Raw genomic sequence first — 24971 nt, 5'->3', positions numbered from 1 at the left:
ACCCTGCTTACAACACTATTATTAACCAGACTGACAATATACATTTCTCTTAATTAAAGGACGGGAAAATAATGGATGATAAAAAACAGATATACTTAGCAGGGCCACTTTTTTCACAGGCAGAGAGGGATTTCAACATACTGCTAAGGGACAGGCTGGTGGAAATGGGGTTCGCTGTATTCCTTCCGCAGGAGGATGGGAACGACACGGAATTCAATCGCATGGAAGACAGGCAGAGAATTATTTTTGAAAATGATGTCCGTGGGATAGATGAATCTGACATCGTGCTGGCAGTACTTGATGGTGGCAGTGACGTAGACTCAGGAACTGCATGGGAAATGGGATATGCCTATGCAAAAGGGATGCCGGTACTTGGGCTAAAAACCGATTTCAGGACTTTCGGAGATGAAGGCATTATCAATCTCATGATGGGAATATCGGTTGATGCACTTGAGAGGGATGTTGAAGGAATTCTTAAAGTAATGGAAAATTATCTTTAAATTAAAAAAGAATTGAAAATTGATTCGAATCTTACTTACTTGAACACGCTTTATCGTTGAAATCTTTTTCAACGATCTCCCCATTAGGCTCTTTTTCAGAGAATATCTGCCCTTCAAAAGAATACACTTCTGCACCTGTCACCCAGGCATCATGTGGCAGACCTGCTTTCATGCATGTGTGATTCAGGAACTCGATCTCATCAAAGTCATTTTCCGGTGCCACTTGTGGCAAAAGCAAACCCTGCCTGTAACCGCTTTTGACTATGAGCCCATGTTTTCCTATCTTAATAGAAGACGGAAGGTCCTTTGGCGGGACATCGACAAGTTCAGGTCTGGTGAGAATGGTCACTTCAACGACAATGCTGCTCATTTCACTAACATGCACAGGGGGAAATCGAGGGTCTCGCAGAGCGGCAGAAAGGGCGGAATCCGTGATAGCATACCTGAGTGGAGAATCTGCATACGGATGACCGATACAACCTCGCAGGTCTCCATTTACCGTTAGGGTCACAAAGACTCCGCGAACCTCATTGAATATTTCAGGAAGCTGTATCTCAGAGCCATCGATCATCTCACCGGTCCTCAAATAGGTTTCAATAGCATCTCTGGCAAGCTGAACAGCTGCCTGACCTTCGGTATTTGCAAGTAATTTTACCCCTTCACCCATAATAAAGCTCCTTTCACTCTTCACAGGAACTTATTATCTTATCTGTTAAGTCTGTATCGTATGGCTGCGGTCTTCAGAGCTTCTATTCCCGCCAGAGCATCGCCTGCAAGGTAGTCAATACATGCGCCGCCACCTGTGCTTAAGTGCGAGAAATCATCCTCGTAACCAAGGTTCCTGATCTCTGCAGAAATGTGTCCGCCACCAGCAATAGAATACTCGGAATTTATTGCTGCCTTGATTATCTCATGTGTGCCTAGTGCAAACAGTTCAATCTCAGACAGACCGGCAGGACCGTTGAGAACAACGGTTTTTGCATTCTTAATTTCTTCGGAAAAAGCAACTATGGTCTCAAGACCAATATCATTTATTGGCAGGTTAACATTCGGCAGTTCACTCACGTTAGCCTCAACCCGTTTGCCATCATCATTAAAAGCAACATCTATTGGATAACCGATCTTACCATTGAACTTGTCCAGAACCTGCTTTGCCCTTGCTATCTGGTCCGTATACCCCTGTGACTCTATGAAATCCAGATTCACCTGGCCAATAGCAACACCTGCCGCTGCAAGCATAACATTGGCAACAACACCAGTAACAAGCACACGGTCAGCACCACCATTGGTAAGTACATTTTCCGCGACTTTCAAGGAATCATCAACCTTTGCTCCACCAAGCACAAAGATACATGGTCGTTCACCGCCTTTGATACCCCTGTCAAGAGAACTTATTTCATTCTCCATTACTCTGCCGGCACCTGTTGGTAAACTTTCAGTAAAACCCATTATCGAAAGATGGCTTCTGTGAGAAACTGCAAACGCATCATTTAGAAAAATATCAATGAGTGGAGAGAGTTTGCGCACCATGTGTGTGGTTGCGTGATCACTTGCAGGCCTTTGCATGCTTTCTTCAGAATAGAACCTTACATTCTCAAGTAAAATTACATCACCATTTTCCATGGAGGAAATAGATGACCTTGCGTATGTACCGAAGATATCATCAATATACTTTACTTCTTTTCCAAGATACTGGGACATGCGCATTGAATGGGGTTTCATGGTCGTGAAATCCATTTTCCCCGCTCTGCTCTGGTGAGCCAATAGCACGACTTTAGCATCTTCAAGATCTTTTATAGTAGGTATATGACTCTTTATCCTCATGTCATCGAGAATATGACCCTCGGTATCCATCGGAGTGTTCAGATCCACTCGCACAAGTATAGTTTTGCCGTCCACATCAAAATCATCAATAGTAAGATAGTCCCCGGTAGTCAAAATTCCATCACCGCGCTTAGTTTAACCTGAATGACCATTGATCAATATAGAATTATTAGTAAGGATATAAATGACATTTGTAATCTAATTTTTTGTCTAAATGAACTAATCTTATTATACCTTTTCCATTAGGAGCATGAAGCCAAAAACTAATATCCCTTGCTTCCAATTCCACAGTGTGATCATATGAAGATACTTGGAATATCAGGAAGCCCTAAAGCTGGCCAAAATAATGATACATTAATTAACAAAATGCTGGACATAGCAAGCAAGAGAGGTTTTGAAACAGATGCAGTATTCATATCCTCATCCAAAATTGCCCCCTGTACCGCATGCGGAGTCTGTGCTAAAGGTGAAAAATGCGTTATTGATGATGATATGCAGCCCGTTTATGACAAACTGGTCGAGGCTGATGCAATCGTAGTATCATCACCTGTTTACTTTGGAACAATGACAGCCCAGCTCAAAGCTCTTTGTGACAGGAGTGTCGTACACAGGAGACAGGGATTCAAGCTCAGCAACAAACTGGGTGCTGCCATGGCAATTGGCGGTTCAAGGAACGGCGGGCAGGAGAAGACCATCCAGACAATACATGAATGGATGCATATACACGGAATGATCGTTGTAGGCGATGGCGGACACTTTGGAGGTATACTCAAAAAGCCGGCTGCTGAGGATGAAGAAGGTATGAAGACCGCAGTTGACACTATCAACAAGGTCTGTGATGTTCTCGAAATGATGAAGAAATAGATCATCATTCATTTTTCTAGTATCTCTTTCAGGGTCTTAGCACCCTTTCTTTTTCAATCTTTTTTATACCCATACGATAAACCATATAAACAAATTGATATAATGATATTACAGGAATATTTTTTTCCGTCATGTGGGTGCTATCATGGGAGAAAACATAGATCAATCTCAAAAAAGTATAACCGGATTCAAACCACCGGAAGATTTTGCCAGAAATGCCATCGTCAACGACCCTGATATATACAGGAAAGCCGAAGAGGATCCGGAAAGTTTCTGGGAAGAGAATGCCAATGGTATTGAATGGTATCAGAAATGGGACAAAGTGCTGGAATGGGAGCCACCCCATTCAAAATGGTTCATCGGAGGCAAACTAAATGCATGCTACAACTGTCTTGACGTGAATCTGAAGCAGCGTGCTGATAAGACTGCCATAATATGGGAAGGTGAGAACGGAGATATCCGTAAATACACCTACAAGGAACTGCTGGAAGAGGTTTCGCGTTTTGCAAATGTCCTTAAAGATATGGGAATCAGAAAAGGAAATATTGTAACTATATATCTTCCTATGATACCTGAAGTTGTCATTGCCATGCTTGCATGTGCACGTATAGGAGCACCTCATAGTGTGGTCTTTGCCGCCTTCTCAGGAGAGTCACTAGCCACCAGAATAGGGAATGCAAATAGCAAGGTCCTCATAACCTGTGACGGATACTCACGCAGGGGAAAAACAGTTGAACAAAAGAACAAGGTTGATGATGGGATTCGCTCTTGTGGGCTTCTGGATAAGGTCATAGTGGTAAAACACAATGGAAATGACATCTCCATGAAAGAAGGAAGAGATATCTGGTGGCATGATGTCATGAAAGACTCCGATAGTTCATGCGACCCCGAGGTCATGGACTCAGAGGATATGCTATTTTTGATGTATACCAGCGGCACCACAGGCAAACCAAAAGGAATTGTGCACACAACTGGTGGCTACATGGTTGCAACCCATACTACCACAAAATTTGTTTTTGACCTTAAAGAAGAAGACATATACTGGTGTACCGCAGATTGCGGATGGATCACAGGACATTCCTATCTGGTCTACGGTCCCCTGTCAAATGGAACAACCCTTGTAATGTATGAAGGTGCTCCCGATTATCCTGATAAGGACAGGTACTGGAATATGATAGAGAGGCATAAGATAACAATCCTTTACACCGCACCTACAGCCATCAGAACGTTTATGAAATGGGGAGAATCCTGGCCGCAAATGCATGACATATCCACACTAAGACTCATCGGTTCTGTAGGGGAACCTATCAATCCGGGTGCATGGCTGTGGTATCACGAGAACATAGGAATGGGTAAATGTCCTGTACTCGATACCTGGTGGCAGACGGAGACCGGAATGATAATGATATCTTCCCTGCCGGGAATAACAACTACCAAACCTGGAAGTGCCACAATGCCTCTGCCCGGAATCAAGGCGGCAGTTTTGGATGAGAATGGCAATGAAGTACCTGCAGGCCAGAATGGCTATCTTGCAATTCTGAAACCCTGGCCCAGCATGGTCCGTACAGTCTTGGGAAATGAGGAACGTTTCATTGAGACTTATTGGAGCAAATGGGACAATAAAACCTACTTCGCAGGAGATGGTGCCAAAAGAGATGAGGATGGATATTTCTGGATAATAGGACGTGTAGATGACGTTATCAAAGTATCAGGCCATCGCATAGGAAGTGCCGAATTCGAAAGTATACTCGTATCACATCCTTCGGTTGCAGAAGCTGGTGTTGTAGGAAAGGAAGATGAACTTCGAGGTGAAGTGATATACTGTTACGTTACTCTCAAATCAGGCATAGAGGAAAGTGATGAGCTTAAAAAAGAACTCACAGCCTATGTTGCAAAGAACATCGGACCTTTTGCACGTCCCAAACAGATAATCTTCTCAGATGATCTTCCCAAAACAAGAAGCGGAAAGATTATGAGAAGAGTACTCAAAGCAATTGCAAATAAAAAGGACCCAGGAGATGTTACTACTCTACAGGACCCCGCTGTTGTGGAAACACTAAAAGAGAAAACAAAGATGCTGAAATAATCACAAAACAGAAGAACAGGAGATTTAAAAATCTCCTTCATCTTTTATATTACCTTTTAAGTTCAACGCCGATATTCTCTGCGATTGCAGGGATATCGAGATGATTTTCCAGAAGGTCAACGATTCTGTCCAGCTTGACCTGCTGTTTTATATGAGCATGCCCTATGAGGTGCTCCATTCTCTCAATAGTGTTCATAGTATCACCGCGTACAAGGATAACAGGTATATCTGCCTCCTCAGCACTTGCAAGAACCGCACCACTTGGGCGCATATTACCTGTAAGTATCAGGCACTTGACCCTTGATTCAATGGCAGCCATATGCAGATCTGCCCTGTCACCACCTGTAATAACTGCACTGTTAGGTTGGCGCCTGAAGTACTTGATAGCAGAGCCAACTTCCATTGCACCCACCAGATAGTGCTCCACAAGCTGGTCCAGTCTGTGTGGTGCCACAAGAACCTCAGCATGAAGGTCCTCAACTATCTCTGAGATAAAGACAGAACGCAGGGTGTCGTCTTCGTGAATGGTACCAAATACCTTTATGCCTCTTTTCTCAAGGAATGGAACCACAAGTTCAGACACTCTGTCTTCCATATTAGTGGGCACTTCATTAAGCACCAGGCCAGTGAGCATATTATCATCCCCGATGATGCGCATATCGCACAATATACGGTCTACTGCAGAAATTGAATCAAAACGTGTTACAAGAAGCATCTTCATACCCAGTTTAGAGGCGATCTCCGGGTCGGAAAGACCATACATAGCACCACCGCCAATGCCTCCTGTGCCTTCTACAAAGACAACATCCTTGTCCTTCGATATTATAGAATAAGCCTCTACAAGTTTTTCGTCAAGGTCTTTTTTCACACCCTTCAGAGCGTCATCAATGAGGCTATCTGTCAAATGAATAGGAGTTATGTACTTAGCCGGATCCTCTATCCCAAGTAATTTTTTGATGCCTTCTGAATCTTCATCTGTGAGGGAGCCCTGTACATCGATCAGGAGATTACCCACAGGTTTCATATAACCAACTTTCAAACCGCTATCCTGGAATATCTTCCCCAATCCCATACATATAGAACTCTTACCCGAGTACTCTTCTGATGAACTTATCAATATTGAAACCATACTATCGTCTCCTTAAACTCTTAACTATCCAGGGTGAACCTGATATCCATTGCAACACACCCTTCACCTTCGGGCATAACCATTAAAGGATTAATTTCAAATTCCAGTATCTCCGGGAAATCCGTGACCAATTGCGAAACCTTTAGCAAGGTCTTAATTATTGAATCAATGTCTGATGATGCCTCTCCTCTAACCCCTGCTATGAGTGGATAGGTCTTAATAGAAGATACCATGTGTTTTGCCTCTGCAACGGTTATAGGGGCAACTGCAAACGAAACATCCTTCAGGAACTCAACGTATGTACCCCCAAGACCGAACATTAACAAAGGACCAAACTGTGGATCCCTATCCATCCCTATGATTACCTCTTTTCCCCCACTTATCATCTGCTGGAGCTGCACACCGGTAACCGTAGCATCCGGCATGTAATGCCTCACATCAGACATCATGGAATTGTACGCACGTTCTATATCGTCTGAATGTTTAAGGTTTAGGCGAATGCCTCCAACATCTGTTTTGTGCGAAATATCAGGAGACAGTATTTTCATGACAACGGGATAGCCCATATCTTCTGCCGCGTTTATTGCTTCTGGAAGTGTTTTTGCAATCCTTGAATCCACAACCGGGATGTCATAGGCTTTGAGTATATCCATGGATTCAAGACCATGTGTCCTTCTTTTTTGCGACGCTGCACCATCTATGAACGAACGGGCAAATTTAGTGTCAAAATCCTGTATTTCCGGTTGATCTTGTTTACGATTTTTTATACTTTGATAATTACAGAGAGCATTCATACTCGCAACTGCTCTTTCAGAAGATGAATAATTTGGAATTCCGTAGCTGTTGAGAACTTCCTCACCTGCAGCTATGCGGTTACCACCTGCAAAATTACATAGAATCGGCTTCTTTGACTGTTTTATTTTCTCTGCTACCTTTTCAGCAATACCCGGTACATCCGCCATTGACTGCGGAGATAACAGGACAATTATACCATTGACATTGATATCTTCCAGAACAGAATCTAGCGCATGTACGTATAGATCAGCACTTGCATCTCCAAGTACATCTACCGGGTCATAGAAGTTAGCTGCCGGAGGTAATTTTTCCCGTAATTTCTCAACTGTGGCTTCTTCAAACGAAGCAATTGAAAGCCCCGAATTGTAACATGCATCCGCAGTGAGAATACCCAGACCGCCTGCATTTGTGATTATAGCAATATTCCTGCCCTCCGGTAATGGACAGACAGAAAAAGCACGGCTGTAATCAAGCATCTCTTCCAGCGAATCCGCACGTATGATACCAGCCTGCTTAAAAGCTGCATTGTAGGCTGCATCCGAGCCTGCCAGTGTACCTGTATGTGAGGACACTGCCCTGGAACCAACAGATGTTCTTCCTGACTTGACAATTATTATGGGTTTTGACTTGGATACACGCTGTGCAATTTTAATGAACTGCGGACCGTCCTTGACACCTTCAAGATAAGCTGCAATAACTGCTGTTGAAGGGTCATTTTCAAACAACTCTAAAAAATCATTCTCTGCAAGTACTGCCTTGTTACCAAGACTTATGAACTTTGAAAAACCAACCCCTATTCTCTCGGCCCAGTCAAGTGTTACAGTACATATTGCACCTGACTGAGACATCATTGCGATGTTTCCTTCATAAGCCATGTTGGCTGCAAAAGAAGCATTAAGACCTGAAGCAGTATCTATAATACCCAGGCAATTTGGACCGATCATTTTCATGCCATACTGGTCACAAAGAGATACGCACTCACGTTCAAAACGTGCACCTTCAACACCGGCTTCTTTAAAACCTGCAGAAATAACAATTATATTTTTGATTCCGGCCTTGCCACATTCACCAACAGAAGTTGGTACCATTCTTGCCGGAACAACAATCACCGCAAGATCTGCCTTTTGATCATCCGGAACATCCATAATATTATGATAACATGGGATCCCTAGTATCTCATCAACGTTGGGATTTATTGGTATGATCTTAAGATCACTATTCTGCATCAGGTTTTCAAGTACGGCTCTTCCTACCTTTCCTTTTGTTCTGGAAGCGCCTATTACAGCTACAATATTAGGATTGAACATTTTTTCCAGCATGATTTCTCCCTGAAAATTTCCCTTTTTATTAATACAGTTCAATAATAGATAAAACTAAGGGAAAATGGAAAAATAAGGAAAGTTCAACATTTTACAAATTTACTGTTTTTGCCTTTCCTTTATCTCAGCAATCGTCTTTTCATATATTGTCTTGTAATCTGCAGTCTTTATTTCAGTCAGTTTACCAGACAGAACTGCATAATCATTATGCATTGATTCTAAACTTAACTTATACTTTGTCCACTCTGCAGCATTTTTAATACCTGTCGAAAAAGAATACAAGGCTTCGTAATATCTGGAAAGTACCACTGATTCGTTCCTTGATCTGTAACCAATTACAGAACCAATTGCAAGAATTCCGATAATACCTATGAAGAATATACCAGTGTTCACCGGGCTCACAGGGTCATGTTCCAATGCTGTGTTCAATGCCTCTGACTCGGATCTTGCTTCTATTGAATTGAGGATTGATTCACTATCAGAACTATATTTGATATTGCCAGCAGTACTTTCCGGCACTGTGCTCATCAGAACCGGACCACTGCCTGTGCTTACAATAGAGAAAGGAGAGAATCCTGGCGTCTGGGCCTTGTAGTAATAATAATTTGCATCAGTTCCTATCCTTGATGTTTCGAGTTCTTCCCATGAGCCAGTAGAATACCTGTAAAACTTTATGGTTGAAGGATCTGCATTGTTATCAACGAGCCATTTTTTTGCAACCTTGAAACTTATCTCTGCCGATGACATATAGTCACCGGAATTGAACTTGGCATCCCCGACCCATATATTGATATGACGATAAACACTTCCTGGTGGATTACTGTTTACAAGACTAGATCGTTCCTTTAGTATCTCAATTATTGCCTTTACCTGGCCTGCTGCTTTTAGAGAACTGAATTTCACATACTCAAGATCATTTTCTACATTCGGGAATTCAAATACTATTTCTACCCCCTGTGTCACATATTTCATACCATAATCCTTGTATGCGACATTATCATAATCTTCTGCACCACTTGAAGAACCGCCACCTGAGCTACTGCTACTAGATGTTAAAAAGCTACTAAGATCATTACTGGAATCCCTATTTACATCATACACCTTTATGGATACAGCTTCTGAAATATCCAGTTCTCCATCACTAACCCAGAATTCTACAGAATATGTGCCTGACTGAGCATAGCTAGGTTTCCATATGAACTGTCTTGTAGAGGCATTAAATGATGCACCTGTTGGTAATCCACTAGCGGAATAGGTCAATGAATCATAATCCCCATCTGTCGCATTTACAAAAAACTTCAAAGTTACATTTTCATAAGCAGATAGCGGACCAATAGAATCAATTTCCGGTGGCATATTGGTCTCGTGTACTTTGACGTGAACTGTTGTAGCGTCTACCAATTCCCCGTCTGTGACATTGAAATCAATATAATGGTCACCGCTATCATAATAACCGGGAGTCCAAGCATATACGTTGCCTGTGATGGTGCCATTTACATTATCAGTTGAGAAAGATAGACTATCGCCATCCGGATCGGTTGCACTAAGATTTATGTTTAACCTCTGGGTTTCATTTGCAACATACATTGGAATAGAAACAAACACTGGTGCACGGTTGACATTTTCCACGTTAATAATCGCGGTCTCTACTGCTGTGTATATCTTGTCTGACACACTGAATTCCACAGTATAACTGCCAGCCTGCTCATATGTTGGAATCCAGGAAAACTGACCAGTGCTGCTTTCAAGATTTGCACCGATTGGAAGGTTGGAAGATGAATATGTCAGCGTATCATTATCAACATCAGAAGCATCCAGAATGAATGTCAGTATTTCGTTTTCTCTTGTATGTTGGGTTTCCATGTGCGCCAGTACCGGTGGAATATTAGTGTTACCAACTGCAATAGTCGCGGTTTTTGAATCTGAAAGCTGACCGTCGGACACTGTAAACAGAATGTCATGGAAATTACTGTCATTGATGCCAGGAGTCCAGGTGAAAATATTGTCTGTAAGGTTACCGTAACTCACATCCTTTGAGAATGTGAGTTCATCGCCATCGATGTCAATAGCTGTCAGGTTAATGGTTACCGTTTCAAGCTCATTGACCAGCCGGTCAGAGATAGAGTAAAGCACCGGTGCAGAGTTTGAATGTGTGACATTGATAAGCAATACTTTGCTAATCTCAAACTCAGCATCCTTCACAGTAAAAGTGACACTATAAACACCTTCATCTTCATAACCAGGAGTCCATGAAAAGATACCATCCTGCAAAGTACCAAAGGAAGGATCCATTGAATATTCAAGTGTATCATCGTCCGGATCAGAAGTATTCAAACTCAGGACCAATGTAGTATTTTCCGCTACGTGAACCTGATCTGGAATATCCATAACCGGTGGACGGTTGATATTATTAACAGTTATCGTTACTTCTTCAGTATCTTCTATTGTTCCATCTGAAACTACGAACTGAACCTTATAACTACCAGCCTGTTCGTATGTTGGAGTCCAGGTGAATATGCCGGTGGATTCGTCCATCTGTGCCCCTTCAGGTAAAGGTGTGGCTGAATAAGATAGAACATCGCCATCATCCTCTTCTGCACTCAAGGAAATGGATAAAGGTGAATTTTCATCAGTAGACTTGTCTCCTATAACAGCAAGTCTTGGTGGACGGTTGGTGTTACCAACTGTGATGGTGATAGTCTCAGAATCTGTAAGACCGTTTGAACTGGCAATGAAAGTTAAATCATAACTACCTCCATCGTCATAACTTGGAGTCCAGCTAAATTTGCCGGTACTTGGATCGAGAGTAGCAGAAGCTGGAGGAGAAGAAGAGGAATAGGAATAGGTTATACCATCACCATCGGGATCGGTGGCTGATACTGTGAAACTAAGAAGGTCATCTTCATTGACAGCCTTGTTACCAATAGAGGCCAATTCAGGAGCTCTGTCAACATCACCTACGGTTATGGTGATTGTCTCATAATCTTCAAGAACATTAGAAGTCGCAATGAAAGTGACTTCATAACTACCTTCATCTCCAAAACCAGGGGTCCAGCTAAAATCACCACTACTGGAACCAAAGTTAGCTCCGGAAGGCAAGCCTATAGAAGAGTAAGTTACCGTGTCACCATCGGGATCGGTGGCTGAGATAGTAAAACTAAGAAGCTCATTCTCGTTAACTGCCTTATTGCCTATTGAATCGAGTTCAGGTGCTCTGTCAACATCACCTACGGTTATGGTAATAGTCTCAGAATCTTCAAGACCATGGGATGTTGCAATGAAAGTTACATCATAGTTACCATCATCTCCAAAGCCAGGGATCCAGCTAAAATCACCACTACTGGAACCAAAGTTAGCTCCGGAAGGCAAGCCTATAGAAGAGTAAGTTATTGTATCACCATCGGGATCGGTGGCTGATACTGTGAAACTAAGAAGGTCATCTTCAACAACGGCCTTGTTACCAATAGAGGCCAATTCAGGAGCTCTGTCAACATCACCTACGGTTATGGTGATTGTCTCATAATCTTCAAGAACATTAGAAGTCGCAATGAAAGTGACTTCATAACTACCTTCATCTCCAAAACCAGGGATCCAGCTAAAATCACCACTACTGGAACCAAAGTTAGCTCCGGAAGGCAAGCCTATAGAAGAGTAAGTTATTGTATCACCATCGGGATCGGTGGCTGATACTGTGAAACTAAGAAGGTCATCTTCAACAACGGCCTTGTTACCAATAGAGGCCAATTCAGGAGCTCTGTCAACATCACCTACGGTTATGGTGATTGTCTCATAATCTTCAAGAACATTAGAAGTCGCAATGAAAGTGACTTCATAACTACCTTCATCTCCAAAACCAGGGATCCAGCTAAAATCACCACTACTGGAACCAAAGTTAGCTCCGGAAGGCAAGCCTATAGAAGAGTAAGTTATTGTATCACCATCGGGATCGGTGGCTGATACTGTGAAACTAAGAAGGTCATCTTCAACAACGGCCTTGTTACCAATAGAGGCCAATTCAGGAGCTCTGTCAACATCACCTACGGTTATGGTGATTGTCTCATAATCTTCAAGAACATTAGAAGTCGCAATGAAAGTGACTTCATAACTACCTTCATCTCCAAAACCAGGGATCCAGCTAAAATCACCACTACTGGAACCAAAGTTAGCTCCGGAAGGCAAGCCTATAGAAGAGTAAGTTATTGTATCACCATCGGGATCGGTGGCTGATACTGTGAAACTAAGAAGGTCATCTTCAACAACGGCCTTGTTACCAATAGAGGCCAATTCAGGAGCTCTGTCAACATCACCTACGGTTATGGTGATTGTCTCATAATCTTCAAGAACATTAGAAGTCGCAATGAAAGTGACTTCATAACTACCTTCATCTCCAAAACCAGGGATCCAGCTAAAATCACCACTACTGGAACCAAAGTTAGCTCCGGAAGGCAAGCCTATAGAAGAGTAAGTTATTGTATCACCATCGGGATCGGTGGCTGATACTGTGAAACTAAGAAGGTCATCTTCAACAACGGCCTTGTTACCAATAGAGGCCAATTCAGGTGGTTGATCTACAATTGCTTCGTTTACAGTAATACTGGTATGCGTGAAAGCCACTGCAAAACCATCTGACACTGAAAAGTTAGCATCATATACATTGGAATCTTCTTTTTTCGGTGTCCAGATAAAAGATCCTGTTGTGGGATTGAGATCATACCCAGCAGGTAAGCCTTCAACAGTATAATTTAGAACAGTATCGTCTGCATCATTTGCAGATACTGGAAAAGACAGTTCTGATTCAGAAGTGACGTTTTTATCATCGATATAATCGATCACCGGTGGATAATTGACTCTTACAGAGCTATTGAATACGAACTTTGCAGGATACGACATTGTATCATTTTCAATAGAAACATTCCTTAGTACAATATTATAGACACCGCTTGTGTTAGCCCTGAATAAAACATCAGCAATATGAGTTTGTTCTTCTGCCGTGATATCCACAGAGTCCAGGGTCATGTTTGCAAAACCTGTGGAATTGTTAAGATAATATGTCAGCTGCGATCCTGATAGTGTCTCATTTGCAACTACGTCATCAATGAGAAAAGAAGATTCATCAAAGATAATATCCATAGACAGCGAACGCATATTGCTTATATTGTCGACAAATAATGGTAATGAAAATGAAGTGGCTGGATTTACAACAGTGCTTCCAAGTGATACCGACTCGTTGGAATATGCACTGGCAGGCACAGGCAACACTACAATCAGCAAAACGATACATAATAAAAGAAAATATCTTTTTTTATCTTTTTCAACTCCCATCGGAAACATGCCCTACCCCCATAAAGCATTTTTAGAAGAAAGCAAAGCTGCCTTCTAGATGTGACTATCAAGAGTACTAACCTCACGAAAGGAAGCACCACCACTACTAACAAGTTTAATATCTAATGGTTAATAAAAATTTTTAATCACATTGATATAATAATAATAATTTATATACAAAATGGAATTTGCTTATGCACGATGAAATAAAGAAAAACTGAAGGGACAGACCCAGGTTTTACTTTTTTAGACGCCTGTACCTTTTGCCATCAGGATTTCCAATTTGAGTATACAATTTTTCATATTGAGATCTGTACTTAGTACCTACCACAGCAACTGCAACTATCAATCCCAGTATTAAAAGGAACACCAGAGGTCTTTTTTTATCCTGTGGAGAATCCTTACCTTCATCCAGAATGATTTCATCACTAATTGACATTTTAGTTTCATTGATGAAAGAGCTATTTTCTGTTATAATAAGTTCTGAAGCATGCGGAATGACAATAGCAAATGGTGAAAAGCCAGGTGACTTTGTTTCATAATAGAAATACCCTCCATCCTCAGCTATAAAAGATGTTTCCAGAGAGTTCCACATACCATCTGAATAACGATACAGTGTTATGAATTCGAAATCCAAATCATTGGAAACTATCCATGATTTTTCAACCTTGAACTTGATAGCTACATCGTATATCACGTCTGAAGAGAACTTTGAATCTCCAACCCATATATTCAGATTTTTATATACTTCCCCATCAGGAGCAGCATCCACCAATGCCGAAGTCCCTCTTAGCATTTCCACCACCGCTTTGGTCTGACCCCCATTGAGTCTGGAAACAAAACCAATGGACATAATACTATTAGCTGGTTCGTCAAATTCAAATATTGCTTTCTTGTCCTTCATCACATACTTAATAGTGTAATCCTTGAGGTCAATATTCTCATACCTCTCACCGGTATTCATCGAACCACCGCCTCCACTGCCACCGCCTCCTGAGCTGGAACTTGTAGGAATGACTGGTAAAGAAGGTTCGACTACGGTTATTGAAATTGTTTCATAATCATCTAGAGCACCATCGTTCACATAGAAACCCACAGAATATTTGCCCAGCTGAGTACTGGAAGGAGTCCACTCGAAAGTAGCTGTTGAACTATTGAAGTTAGCACCTGAAGGAGAATCGATTGCAGCGTAGGTAAAAGTATCATTTAGATCTTCATCATAGACTGATAAGGAAAATGTTAGCGTTTCATTTTCAGAAACCTCCAACGGACTTACATAATTTATTTTTGGAGGCATATTGGCATCATTGACGATAATAGTTGATTTTGTACTATTGCTCAAGCTACCATCAGATACTGTGAACCATATATCATGCACCCCAGCATCAGAATAACCTGGGGTCCAGGTAAACATATTGCCTCTTACAGTTCCAAAGCTACTGTTCGTTGAGAATGTAAAATCATCATTATCAGGATCATTTGCACTCAAATCAATATTAAGGACATTTTTTTCACTGAGTGTATAATCATTCACTAAATCAATGACAGGAGCTTGATTTACATCCAAAACCACAATGTCTACTACTTCATATGCTGAATAGCCATACGTACTACTGTCTGAAACCCCGAATTCTATTTTGTAATTACCAGCCTGCTCATATGAAGGAGTCCACGTAAATTGAACTGAAGACTTTGTTATTGTTAAGATAGATCCTGGTGGAAGATTGTCCGGATAGGAAAAACTCAGTTTGTCAGCATCAGGATCAGAAGCTGATATCTCAAATGAAAGCTCTGAATTTTCATCAATTAACTGGGGATCTATAGTGTTTATGACAGGTGGGGAATTGGAATCGCCAACTATGATCTTCGCAGTCCTTGTTTTTGAAGCGAAACCATCATCGACACTAAACTGCAGGAAAGAAAAACCTAGAGTTTCAGCATTTGGCCATTGGAAAAGGCCAGTATTTGCATCCAGAGATGCACCCTCGGGTAAGATACCTACGATAGAATAATTAAGAGTGTCACCATCAGGATCATAGCCATTCAATTGTATAGTAACAGGTGCATTCTGAGGAACAGAAGTGTCACCAATTGAGTATAACACCGGCTCCCTGTTTACATTTGAAACGTTTATCCTTGAAGTTTGTGTTACTGAGGAAAAACCATCATTTGCAGTGAAGATAATAGTATGTTCACCCTGGTCATCGTAACCCGGCATCCAGGTAAAAACATTACCCTGAAGATTTCCAAATGACACATCCTTTGAGAAAACAAGAATATCACTGTCCGAATCAGATGCTTCAAGTATCAACGTTGCCTGAGCTTTTTCACTTATTGCAGTATCAGAAATCGGAGAAAATAAAGGTAACCGATTGACATTGTTCACGGTTATCGTTATATATTCAGAATCAATGTTCCCACCATCAGAAACTACAAACTGTATTAGATAGATGCCTGATTGTTCATAGCTTGGGAGCCATTCAAATAACCCCGTGGTTCCATTCAAATTTGAACCATTCGGCAATCCGGAGGAGGAGAATACCAGAGAATCATTATTTGAATCACTTGCAGACAAAGTGAAGGATAATAAACTGCCCTCATCGACCGTTCGGTCGCCTATGACCTCTAAAACGGGAGTACTATTAGTCGCCGAAACAATCACGATTTGTGAAATTGTTAAAAGGATAAGAATAACTGGTAGCCATACAAAAGTTGAGGAATTCCCAGAACGTTCATGCTTTTTCCCATTTACAACTAAACAGGCAAATTTTTCTTTTATAGGACTAATGATGTAATCCCCTCCATAGTCGGCTCTATTTTGAGTTTACGATTTAATAAACTTATTTGAACATATACATCAAATTATATAACTAGACAAATTTAATGGATGATTGCCAAACTAAATAAAGCATACAACAGATTACTCAACGACTTTTGCAATCTGCTGCAATCTTTCTTCATAGTCTATTTCTTAACACGCCTGTAACGCTTACCATCGGGATTTCCCAGTTGCATACGCAACTTACCATAATAATCCCTGTTCCTATAGCCAAATACCCCGATAACCATGATTCCAACCAATGCCAGAACGAATACAAATGAAAGTGATGACTTGCTCTCCTGAGTTGTTTCTGTCGTTAATTCCATCGAACCGGCATCCTCTGTTGACATAACTGTGTCCTCTGTATCTGTGGAACCGGTTACGACCTCTTCAACAACGAACTCATCTGTTGCGTCTGCACCTGAGATGGCAAATGGAGAGAATCCCGGAGTTGTTGAAGTGAAATAGTAATAATATTCATCATTTCCTGTCATTTCTGTTGGTAACTGAGCCCAATCATCATTGAAATACCTGTAAAGCACAATTATAGAGGTATCAAAGTCATTGTCATCGATCCAGCTCTTTTCTACCTTGAAATTGACTTTTGAATTGCCTATAGCATCAGATCCAAGCTTTGAACCGATATATAGATTCATATTCTCGTAAACATTACCCGGCGCGCTGGAGCTTACCTGCGAAGAAGTGCCCATCAATACTTCAACTACTGCCTTAACCTGTCCTCCGTTAAGCTTTGAGGTAAAGCTTAACGAAACAATACTGTTGTTCTCCTTATAGAAGGAGAAAACTGTTTCAGTGTCTTTTGCAACTGCCTTCAGGGCATAATCCTTGAAGATGATGTTCTCATACTTTTCGCCAGAAGACAGTGAACCGCCGCCACCACCGCCGCCACCACTGGAGCTGGAGCTTGTTAAACTTGTTGATGAACTCTTAGTTACAGTGATAGTGACTGTTTCAGTATCGTTGTATTCACCATCACTGACCTTGAATATTATAGATGTTCCATCTTCACCGGTTATAGGTGTCCAGCTAAATACGCCGGTTGCAATGTTCAATGTTGCATTTTCCGGGAGATTCAAAGCTGAAAATGTAAGAACGTCGCCATCTACATCTGTTGCAGCAAGATTAGTTACAAGTTCTTTTTCTTCCGCAATACTCTGGCTGCCTATAGGAGACAACACAGGTGGCGCATTTACATCGAAAACCTGCACAGTTACAATTGTAGAATTACTGAGTTGGCCATCCGTAGCTGTGAAATTTATGTAGTAGGTTCCATTTGATGTTTGGTTTGCAGTATATCCCGGAGTCCATGTGAATACATCACCTGATATGGAACCAAAAGAAACATTGGAATTGAATATGAGAGTCGTGTCCTCGATATCAGGATCAGTTGCATTGAGTAGAATGTTCAATTTCTCACTTTCGTTGACAACATAATACTCATCCATATTAAACGATGGAGCTCTGTTGACATTGACAACTGTGATAAATACTGTTTCTTTTATTTGAGATGTACCCACCTTCATACCAAAAGTTGCATTATGAATTCCACTTTGATCATAAGAAGGTGTCCAGTTAAAGATACCATTAACATTGTCAAACGTAGAACCTGTTGGCAAACCTGATGCGAAATAAGTTATTTCAGTATCGTTGGAAGAGCCATTCAACACTATCGATAGATTCTCACCTTCATTTACTTGCTTAGGACCAATATCATCCCAACTTAGTTTTATACCAACCAGGAACACTGTTTCTACACTGACATACTTATCGCCATCAAAGGCAGTGAATTCAGCATAATAGACTTTGTCTTCGTCGGCATAAGTAGGAGTCCATTCGAATGCACCAGTAATCATATCCAAACTGGAATTTGCACTTTCCGGCAATCCACTTACACTGTAAGTGATTGAATGTCCATCGGGATCTGTGGCTACAAGGTTGAACGAAATTACTTCACCTACTTCACAGATATAAAAAGGTGATACAGGATTCATAGATGGTGCCCTGTTAAACTCGCCTACTTCTATTGTAACAATAGAGGTATCATAATCAAGATATTTATCAACTACGGTAAATTCGATATCGTGTGTTCCTGAATCACTATAATCAGGAGTCCATATGAACTCATTTCCGGAGATGGTACCAAATAATACATTAGCAGAGTATGTGAGAGAATTATGATCCGGATCAAATGCACTGATGTCGAGGGTAAGTTCACTTCCTTCTGTAGCATTCAAAGTTCCAAATTCAGGGAACTCTGGAGCTCTATTAGTATTCTCAACTATGATCTGGACATACTGTGAAGCGGTATCATTGCCATCGGAAACAGTGAATTGTACTGTATATGTTTCTGATGATTCGTAATCAGGAGTCCAGGAAAAAGCACCGGTGGTCGAGTTCAAAGTTGCTGCTAATGGAAGATAACTCATATCATAACTGAGGCTGTCATTGTCAGCATCTGTAGCAGACAGACTGAATTCAAGAGTCTTGTTTTCCTGAACATTGTAGCTTCCTATATCGGCAAGAACAGGTTCACGATTTACATTGTTGACTGTAATGGTGATTGCCTCCGTATCATTAAGACCATTGGCAGTGGCAATTAATTCGACATTGTAAATACCTGAAGCATCATGATCGGGAGTCCAACTGAAATATCCGGTGCCTGGATCAAGGCTGGCTTCATCAGGCAAACCGACAACAGAGTAAATTACTGTATCATTATCCGGGTCTGTAGCGTTTATCGTGAAATTAATGAGCTCTGCCTCATTTACCGCCCTATTACCAATAGAATAACTGAATTCTGGAGCTTGGTCGATATTTATTACAGTTATGCGGATGGTTTCAGAAACGTTGACAAAACCGTCAGAAACGTTGAACATGACATCATAGATATTAGAATCATTGTAGCCAGGTTTCCAGGAAAAAACACCTGTTGCCGAGTTCAAGTTTGCATCCTCTGGGAGACCACTCATATAATAAGTAAGATCATCGCCATCGGGATCAGTTGCATTAAGAGTGAGGGAAAAATCTTCAGATTCATTGATTGACTGATCGTTAATTATACCAAATTCAGGTGCACTGTTCGTTTCTTCAACTAATTCACTAACAGTAATCATAACAACATGATAATCCCAAAGAGCACTGTCGTTTACACTGAAGTTGATGTAATGAGTACCGACATCATCTGTGGTTGGAGTCCAGGTAAAAACATCACCTGTGATGTTACCATAACTGACATTCTTGCCAAAAAGGAGAGTATCGCCATCGGGATCAGTTGCATTAAGAGTGAAGGAAAGTTCTGAAGATTCATTGACGAACTTATCACCAATTATACCAAATTCAGGTGCGTTGTTAGTTTCTTCAACTAATTCACTAACAGTAATCATAACAACATGATAATCCCAAAGAGCACTGTCGTTTACACTGAAGTTGATGTAATGGGTGCCGATGTCATCTGTGGTTGGAGTCCAGGTAAAAACATCACCTGTAATGTTACCATAACTGACATTCTTGCCAAAAAGAAGGGCATCACCATCTAAATCAGTTGCATTAAGAGTGAAGGAAAGTTCTGAAGATTCATTGACGAACTTATCACCAATTATACCAAAATCAGGTGCGTTGTTAGTTTCTTCAACTAATTCACTAACAGTAATCATAACGACATGATAATCCCAAAGAGCACTGTCGTTTACACTGAAGTTGATGTAATGAGTACCGACATCATCTGTGGTTGGAGTCCAGGTAAAAACATCACCTGTAATGTTACCATAACTGACATTCTTGCCAAAAAGGAGAGTATCGCCATCAGGATCAGTTGCATTAAGAGTGAAGGAAAGTTCTGAAGATTCATTGACGAACTGACTATCAATTGTACCAAATTTGGGTGCAGTGTTTATCGCTATAGTCTCCTCTACAAGAATATACTCATCATCCGTCCCACCCAAGATTGATGGAGTTTCACCACCGAGAAGTTCCACATTTCGCAGCTCAAGTGTAGAGTTACCACTTTTCAATGCGTCGAAAGTGAGGTCAATTAATGGAACTAATCCTACATCAGTAAGATTATCCAACTTTCTGAGCTTTATTTCAACCGTCCCAGAAGTATTAGTATCTTTTATCTCGCCTGATCCAACAGTCGCGTTGATGGACATATTATTCAAATCAATGATACTCTGATTATATACCAATGTCAGATCCATGCCTGTGACATTCTCACAATTCTCTATAGAAATCACTACATGTGCATCATCACCAGGATTTACCTTGTCAGAACTAATAAAAACTGTCTCACCTGATGCCGCACTTGCTATTATCATAGGGCTAAATGTCGAAAGGATAATAGAAATCGACAACAATACCCTCAAATAATTCAATATACCGTTTTGTGTACTGTTTTTCATTAAGGGATGCATACTCTCACCCTTGACAATAATCTGCAATTTGAGCTTGAATTATCTGCCAAACATATCTAAGTTCCACACAACCATGTATGGACATACAGTACCATAGCTGATGTCCCCCACATTACTCCATTTCCCAATATACTACAATATGTTATAAAATTATTTAATTTTGATTAATTTATAATTCCTCCGGGAATTATAGCTCCTTTATAGACTCATTGTTCAGAGAACGCTTGCAATCATTCTAATCATCCAATACTGTCATCGGAGGAGAAATATTCCTATTTCCACAGTTGATCGATAAATGAATTTTATTTAAAGATCTCTGAAAATATCAGTAGAACAAATCAGTAAAACAAATACAACTTAATAAAAAAAGAGGTAACTATTCAGCCTGACTGTTTTAATGATGCAAAAAACAATATACTATGGCTTCATTCTATGTGTTAAAAAATATTCAGTAAAATATCATAAAAAACGTCTATCAATCTGAGGGGATTTGTATAGACCGCGAAGAAATACTTGCAGTTTATGAAGCTGGTCCAGAAGCAGTAGTAGAACTTGTAACTCGATTACTTGGGATAATTGAACATCAATCTCTCCAAATTGCACAACTTGAAGAGCGTGTCAGGCATTTGGAAGAAATGCTTGAAAAGAATAGTCGCAACAGTAGCAAACCACCTTCTACTGATTCTTATGCACGGAATAAACCAACCGTTAAAAGTCAAAGAAAAAAGACCAATAAGCATGTAGGTGGTCAAAACGGTCATCCTGGTACTACATTAAGAATAAATGATGATCCGGATGAAGTTATTGTTCATCCTGTTAATCAATGCGTCAATTGTGGGAGATCGTTAGCTTCTGTTCCCTCTGACTATGAAAGAAGACAGGTCTTTGACATTCCTCCTATAACTATCAATTGCATTGAACATCGTTGCGAGATTAAAACATGTCCCAAATGTTCTCATGTAAACAAAGCTCTTTTTCCAGATGGTGTAACTCAGCCGACTCAATACGGTCATCGAGTTAAGTCATTTGCAGTTTATTTGCACACTTACCAATTACTTCCTTATCAGCGTGTTACCAAGTTGTTCTCTGATATTTTGGGATGCAAGATAAGTCCTGCTACTTTGGTGAACACGGAACGTAGTTGTTTTGAGAAGCTTGGAGCTTTTGAAAATACAGTGAAACATCTCCTGAAAGAATCTCCTGTCATCAATCTGGATGAAACAGGAATGAGAATAAATGCAGTTCGTAATTGGCTTCATGTGGCAGGTACAGACAAACTGACCTATTATTTTGCACATCGCAAAAGGGGCTCAGAAGCAATGGATGCTATGGGCATATTACCAGGTTACACTGGTGTTGCAACACATGATTTTTGGAAACCGTACAACAAATATGAATGTCAACATTCATTATGTAATGCACATTTATTACGAGAGTTAACTGGAGCTTCCGAAAACAGTGATCAACAGTGGCCAAAGATAATGAGTGATCTCTTGATATGCATTAAACATCATGTTGATAATGATCTTTTAGATACTGAGCTAATTCAAAGGTTCAGTGAGGATTATGATCACATAACTTGTTTAGGAGTGAATGAAAATCCTCCTGATCCGGAATCAAATGTGCGGTCTAAAAAACGAGGACGTAAGAAGCAGACCACGGTAAAGAATTTGCTGGATAGGTTTATTGGCCATAAAGAGGATATCTTACGATTTATGTACGACCAAAACGTTCCGTTTGATAACAATCAGGCTGAAAGAGATATCAGAATGACGAAAGTACAGCAGAAGATATCAGGTACTTTCCGCAGTGAACAGGGTGCAAAAAATTTCTGCCGTATAAGAGGATACGTGTCTACTGTTAATAAGAATTCAGAATCTGTTATCGATGCAATTAGTGCAATATTTTATGGCAATTCATTTGTTCCAAAGTTGCAGAATTGATCGTGGATGAAGAAATCAGCTTGGTGGAAGTGAGCTAGGCTGAATAGTTACAAAAAGAGAATACAACAGATCAGCAAAAGCTTCGTAATCTGCTGTAAGCATTTTTGATCCAACTATTGCTTAATACGCCTGTAACGCTTACCGTCAGGATTTCCTACTTGCAAACGCACCTTATTGTAGTAACCCCTGTTCCTATAGCCGACTGCACCAATAACCATGAAACCAACCAATGCCAGGACGAATACAAATGAAAGTGATGATCTGCTCTCCTGATTGGTTTCTGTTGTTAATTTCCTCGAAACGGCATCTTCAGTTGACATAACTGTGTCTCCAGCGTCCTGAGAACTAGCTACAACATCTTCAACTATATTCCCATTTATTACTACCGCTGACTCCACACTTGAAATCGCAAATGGAGAGAATCCCGGAGTTGTTGAAGCGAAATAGAAATAAAGATCATCTTCGCCTTGTCTTTCAGTTGGTAACTGACCCCAGTTGCTGTCGGAATATCTGCAAAGTGTAATTGTAGAAAGATCAATCTCATTTTCATTGATCCAGCTCTTTTCTACCTTGAAATTGATCTTTGGATTGCTTATTGCATCCGATGCCAGCTTTGAATCGATATGTAGATTCATGTTCTCGTAAACATTGCCTGGTGCACTGGAACCTACCTGTGAGGAAGTGTCCTTCAACATTTCAACTACTGCTTTGACCTGTCCTCCATTGAGCTTTGAAGTAAAGCTTACAGAAACAATACTGTTGTTTTCCTTATAGAAAGAGAACACTGTTTCAGTGTCTTTTACAATTGACCTCAAGACATAATCCTTAAAGTCGATGTTCTCAAACTTTTCACCGGATGACAAAGAGCCACCACCACCACCGCTGCTGCTAGAGCTGGTGGTGGACGAAGTCGAAGTTGAAGTTGATGTTACAGTGATAGAAACAGACTCATTTGCATTGTATTCACCATCACTGACATCGAATATCACTAAATATGTCCCGGCATCACCGATTATAGGAGTCCAGCTGAACACACCGGTTGTTGAGTTCAAACTAGCTGCTTCTTGAAGGCCACTCATACTGTAAACAAGAGTGTCATTATCGACATCATTAGCAGTGAGAGTGAATGAAAGTTCTTCAGACTCATTGACAGATCTATCACTAACCGTTGCAAGTTCAGGAGCATGATTTACTACAACGACAGTATCATTAACAACAATAGTTCCAGTCACTGTATCTGTTTGATAATTGTCAGTTACTCCAAAAGTCACAGAGTAATTACCGATGGATGCAGGCTCCCACATAAAGCTCTGATTATTCGGGTAAAAAGCGGAGCCCAACGGTAGTACAGATACATTATAAAAAGTAAGGTCATCATTCTCGTCAACGTCGTTTGCTGAAAGGTTAAAACTGACAAGTTCACCAACGCTAACATTCAAATCTCCGATTGCGTTAAACACTGGAGCTGAATTGATATTTATCATCCCATCTATAGTAGTAGCTGGAGCATATGAGGTATCACCCGTAAACAATTCCACATCTTGCAATTCCAGAGAGGAATTACCACTCAAAGATGTTGTGAAAATTATGTCAATTAACGAAATGCCTTCTACTGTTGTTATATTGTCCAACTGCATCATTTGGATATCAATTATTCCAGTGATATTTTCAACATGATCTACTACATGTCCCGATACAACACTGTTGTTCTCTGAAATACTATTTAGGGATATGATACTTTGATCATACACTAGAGTCAGATTTATACCTGTGATATTCGCACAATTTCCTATAGAAATTATTACATGTGCATTATCACCGGGGTTTATCTTATCAGAACTTATTGAAACTATCTCATCTGATGCCGCACTTGCTAGTACCATGGGGCCAAATGTCGAAAGAATAATGAAAATCGACAATAGTACCCTCATATAATTC

12 protein-coding genes are annotated in these 24971 nt (G+C 40.6%); 4 read left to right on the top strand and 8 right to left on the bottom strand.

What is annotated here, in order from left to right:
• The first annotated feature begins 71 nt into the window (after positions 1–71).
• Entirely contained in the window at positions 72–500 is a 429-nt protein-coding gene (locus WN948_RS11030; protein WP_342304260.1) for a nucleoside 2-deoxyribosyltransferase, read from the top strand.
• Positions 501–531: 31 nt separating this feature from the next.
• On the opposite strand, the gene WN948_RS11025 is transcribed toward WN948_RS11030, so the two are convergent.
• Complete coding sequence (locus WN948_RS11025; RefSeq protein ID WP_342304259.1) at positions 532–1167, bottom strand: TIGR00296 family protein; 636 nt, start codon at positions 1165–1167, stop codon at positions 532–534.
• Between the two features lie 38 nt (positions 1168–1205).
• On the bottom strand, positions 1206–2441 hold the full coding sequence (gene pgk / locus WN948_RS11020) for a phosphoglycerate kinase (protein WP_342306460.1): 1236 nt from the start codon (positions 2439–2441) through the stop codon (positions 1206–1208).
• Between the two features lie 183 nt (positions 2442–2624).
• On the opposite strand from pgk, the gene WN948_RS11015 reads away from it, so the two are divergent.
• Positions 2625–3188 (top strand): flavodoxin family protein, encoded by a 564-nt coding sequence (locus tag WN948_RS11015; RefSeq protein ID WP_342304257.1) that lies wholly within the window; start codon positions 2625–2627, stop codon positions 3186–3188.
• A 145-nt stretch (positions 3189–3333) separates the two neighbouring features.
• On the top strand, positions 3334–5274 hold the full coding sequence (acs, locus tag WN948_RS11010) for an acetate--CoA ligase (RefSeq protein ID WP_342304256.1): 1941 nt from the start codon (positions 3334–3336) through the stop codon (positions 5272–5274).
• A gap of 49 nt (positions 5275–5323) precedes the next feature.
• Here acs and WN948_RS11005 read toward each other — a convergent pair whose 3' ends face one another.
• The 5 genes from WN948_RS11005 to WN948_RS10985 form a co-directional block, all read right to left on the bottom strand.
• The gene (locus WN948_RS11005; RefSeq protein ID WP_342304255.1) at positions 5324–6403 is read right to left on the bottom strand and encodes a phosphotransacetylase family protein; all 1080 of its coding nucleotides are present in this window, start codon (positions 6401–6403) and stop codon (positions 5324–5326) included.
• A 20-nt stretch (positions 6404–6423) separates the two neighbouring features.
• A complete protein-coding gene (locus WN948_RS11000; protein ID WP_342304254.1) occupies positions 6424–8517 on the bottom strand; it encodes an acetate--CoA ligase family protein in 2094 nt (697 codons plus the stop codon).
• 99 nt (positions 8518–8616) lie between these two features.
• Positions 8617–13848 (bottom strand): putative Ig domain-containing protein, encoded by a 5232-nt coding sequence (locus WN948_RS10995; protein ID WP_342304253.1) that lies wholly within the window; start codon positions 13846–13848, stop codon positions 8617–8619.
• A gap of 229 nt (positions 13849–14077) precedes the next feature.
• Entirely contained in the window at positions 14078–16501 is a 2424-nt protein-coding gene (locus WN948_RS10990; protein ID WP_342304252.1) for a PGF-pre-PGF domain-containing protein, read from the bottom strand.
• A gap of 302 nt (positions 16502–16803) precedes the next feature.
• Positions 16804–21030 (bottom strand): Ig-like domain-containing protein, encoded by a 4227-nt coding sequence (locus WN948_RS10985; protein ID WP_342304251.1) that lies wholly within the window; start codon positions 21028–21030, stop codon positions 16804–16806.
• 548 nt (positions 21031–21578) lie between these two features.
• Here WN948_RS10985 and WN948_RS10980 point away from each other — a divergent pair.
• Entirely contained in the window at positions 21579–23033 is a 1455-nt protein-coding gene (locus tag WN948_RS10980) for an IS66 family transposase (protein WP_342306434.1), read from the top strand.
• 113 nt (positions 23034–23146) lie between these two features.
• Here WN948_RS10980 and WN948_RS10975 read toward each other — a convergent pair whose 3' ends face one another.
• Positions 23147–24916, bottom strand: coding sequence for a PGF-pre-PGF domain-containing protein (locus tag WN948_RS10975; RefSeq protein ID WP_342304249.1), 1770 nt, complete (start codon positions 24914–24916; stop codon positions 23147–23149).
• Positions 24917–24971: the final 55 nt, after the last annotated feature.

Source organism: Methanolobus sp. ZRKC5 (assembly GCF_038446525.1).
In the GTDB taxonomy this organism is placed as follows: Archaea; Halobacteriota; Methanosarcinia; order Methanosarcinales; family Methanosarcinaceae; genus Methanolobus.
The sequence above is the reverse complement of the archived record's forward strand: the minus strand, read 5'-3'. Positions and strand labels throughout refer to the sequence as shown.

What these genes read in the sequence shown, in the direction of transcription:
- WN948_RS11000 (WP_342304254.1), bottom strand. Translation starts at nt 8,517, where the DNA reads ATGCTGGAAAAAATGTTCAATCCTAATATTGTAGCTGTAATAGGCGCT.
- WN948_RS10975 (WP_342304249.1), bottom strand. Translation starts at nt 24,916, where the DNA reads ATGGTACTAGCAAGTGCGGCATCAGATGAGATAGTTTCAATAAGTTCT.
- WN948_RS11025 (WP_342304259.1), bottom strand. Translation starts at nt 1,167, where the DNA reads ATGGGTGAAGGGGTAAAATTACTTGCAAATACCGAAGGTCAGGCAGCT.
- acs (WP_342304256.1), top strand. Translation starts at nt 3,334, where the DNA reads ATGGGAGAAAACATAGATCAATCTCAAAAAAGTATAACCGGATTCAAA.
- WN948_RS11030 (WP_342304260.1), top strand. Translation starts at nt 72, where the DNA reads ATGGATGATAAAAAACAGATATACTTAGCAGGGCCACTTTTTTCACAG.
- WN948_RS10995 (WP_342304253.1), bottom strand. Translation starts at nt 13,848, where the DNA reads ATGTTTCCGATGGGAGTTGAAAAAGATAAAAAAAGATATTTTCTTTTA.
- WN948_RS11015 (WP_342304257.1), top strand. Translation starts at nt 2,625, where the DNA reads ATGAAGATACTTGGAATATCAGGAAGCCCTAAAGCTGGCCAAAATAAT.
- WN948_RS11005 (WP_342304255.1), bottom strand. Translation starts at nt 6,403, where the DNA reads ATGGTTTCAATATTGATAAGTTCATCAGAAGAGTACTCGGGTAAGAGT.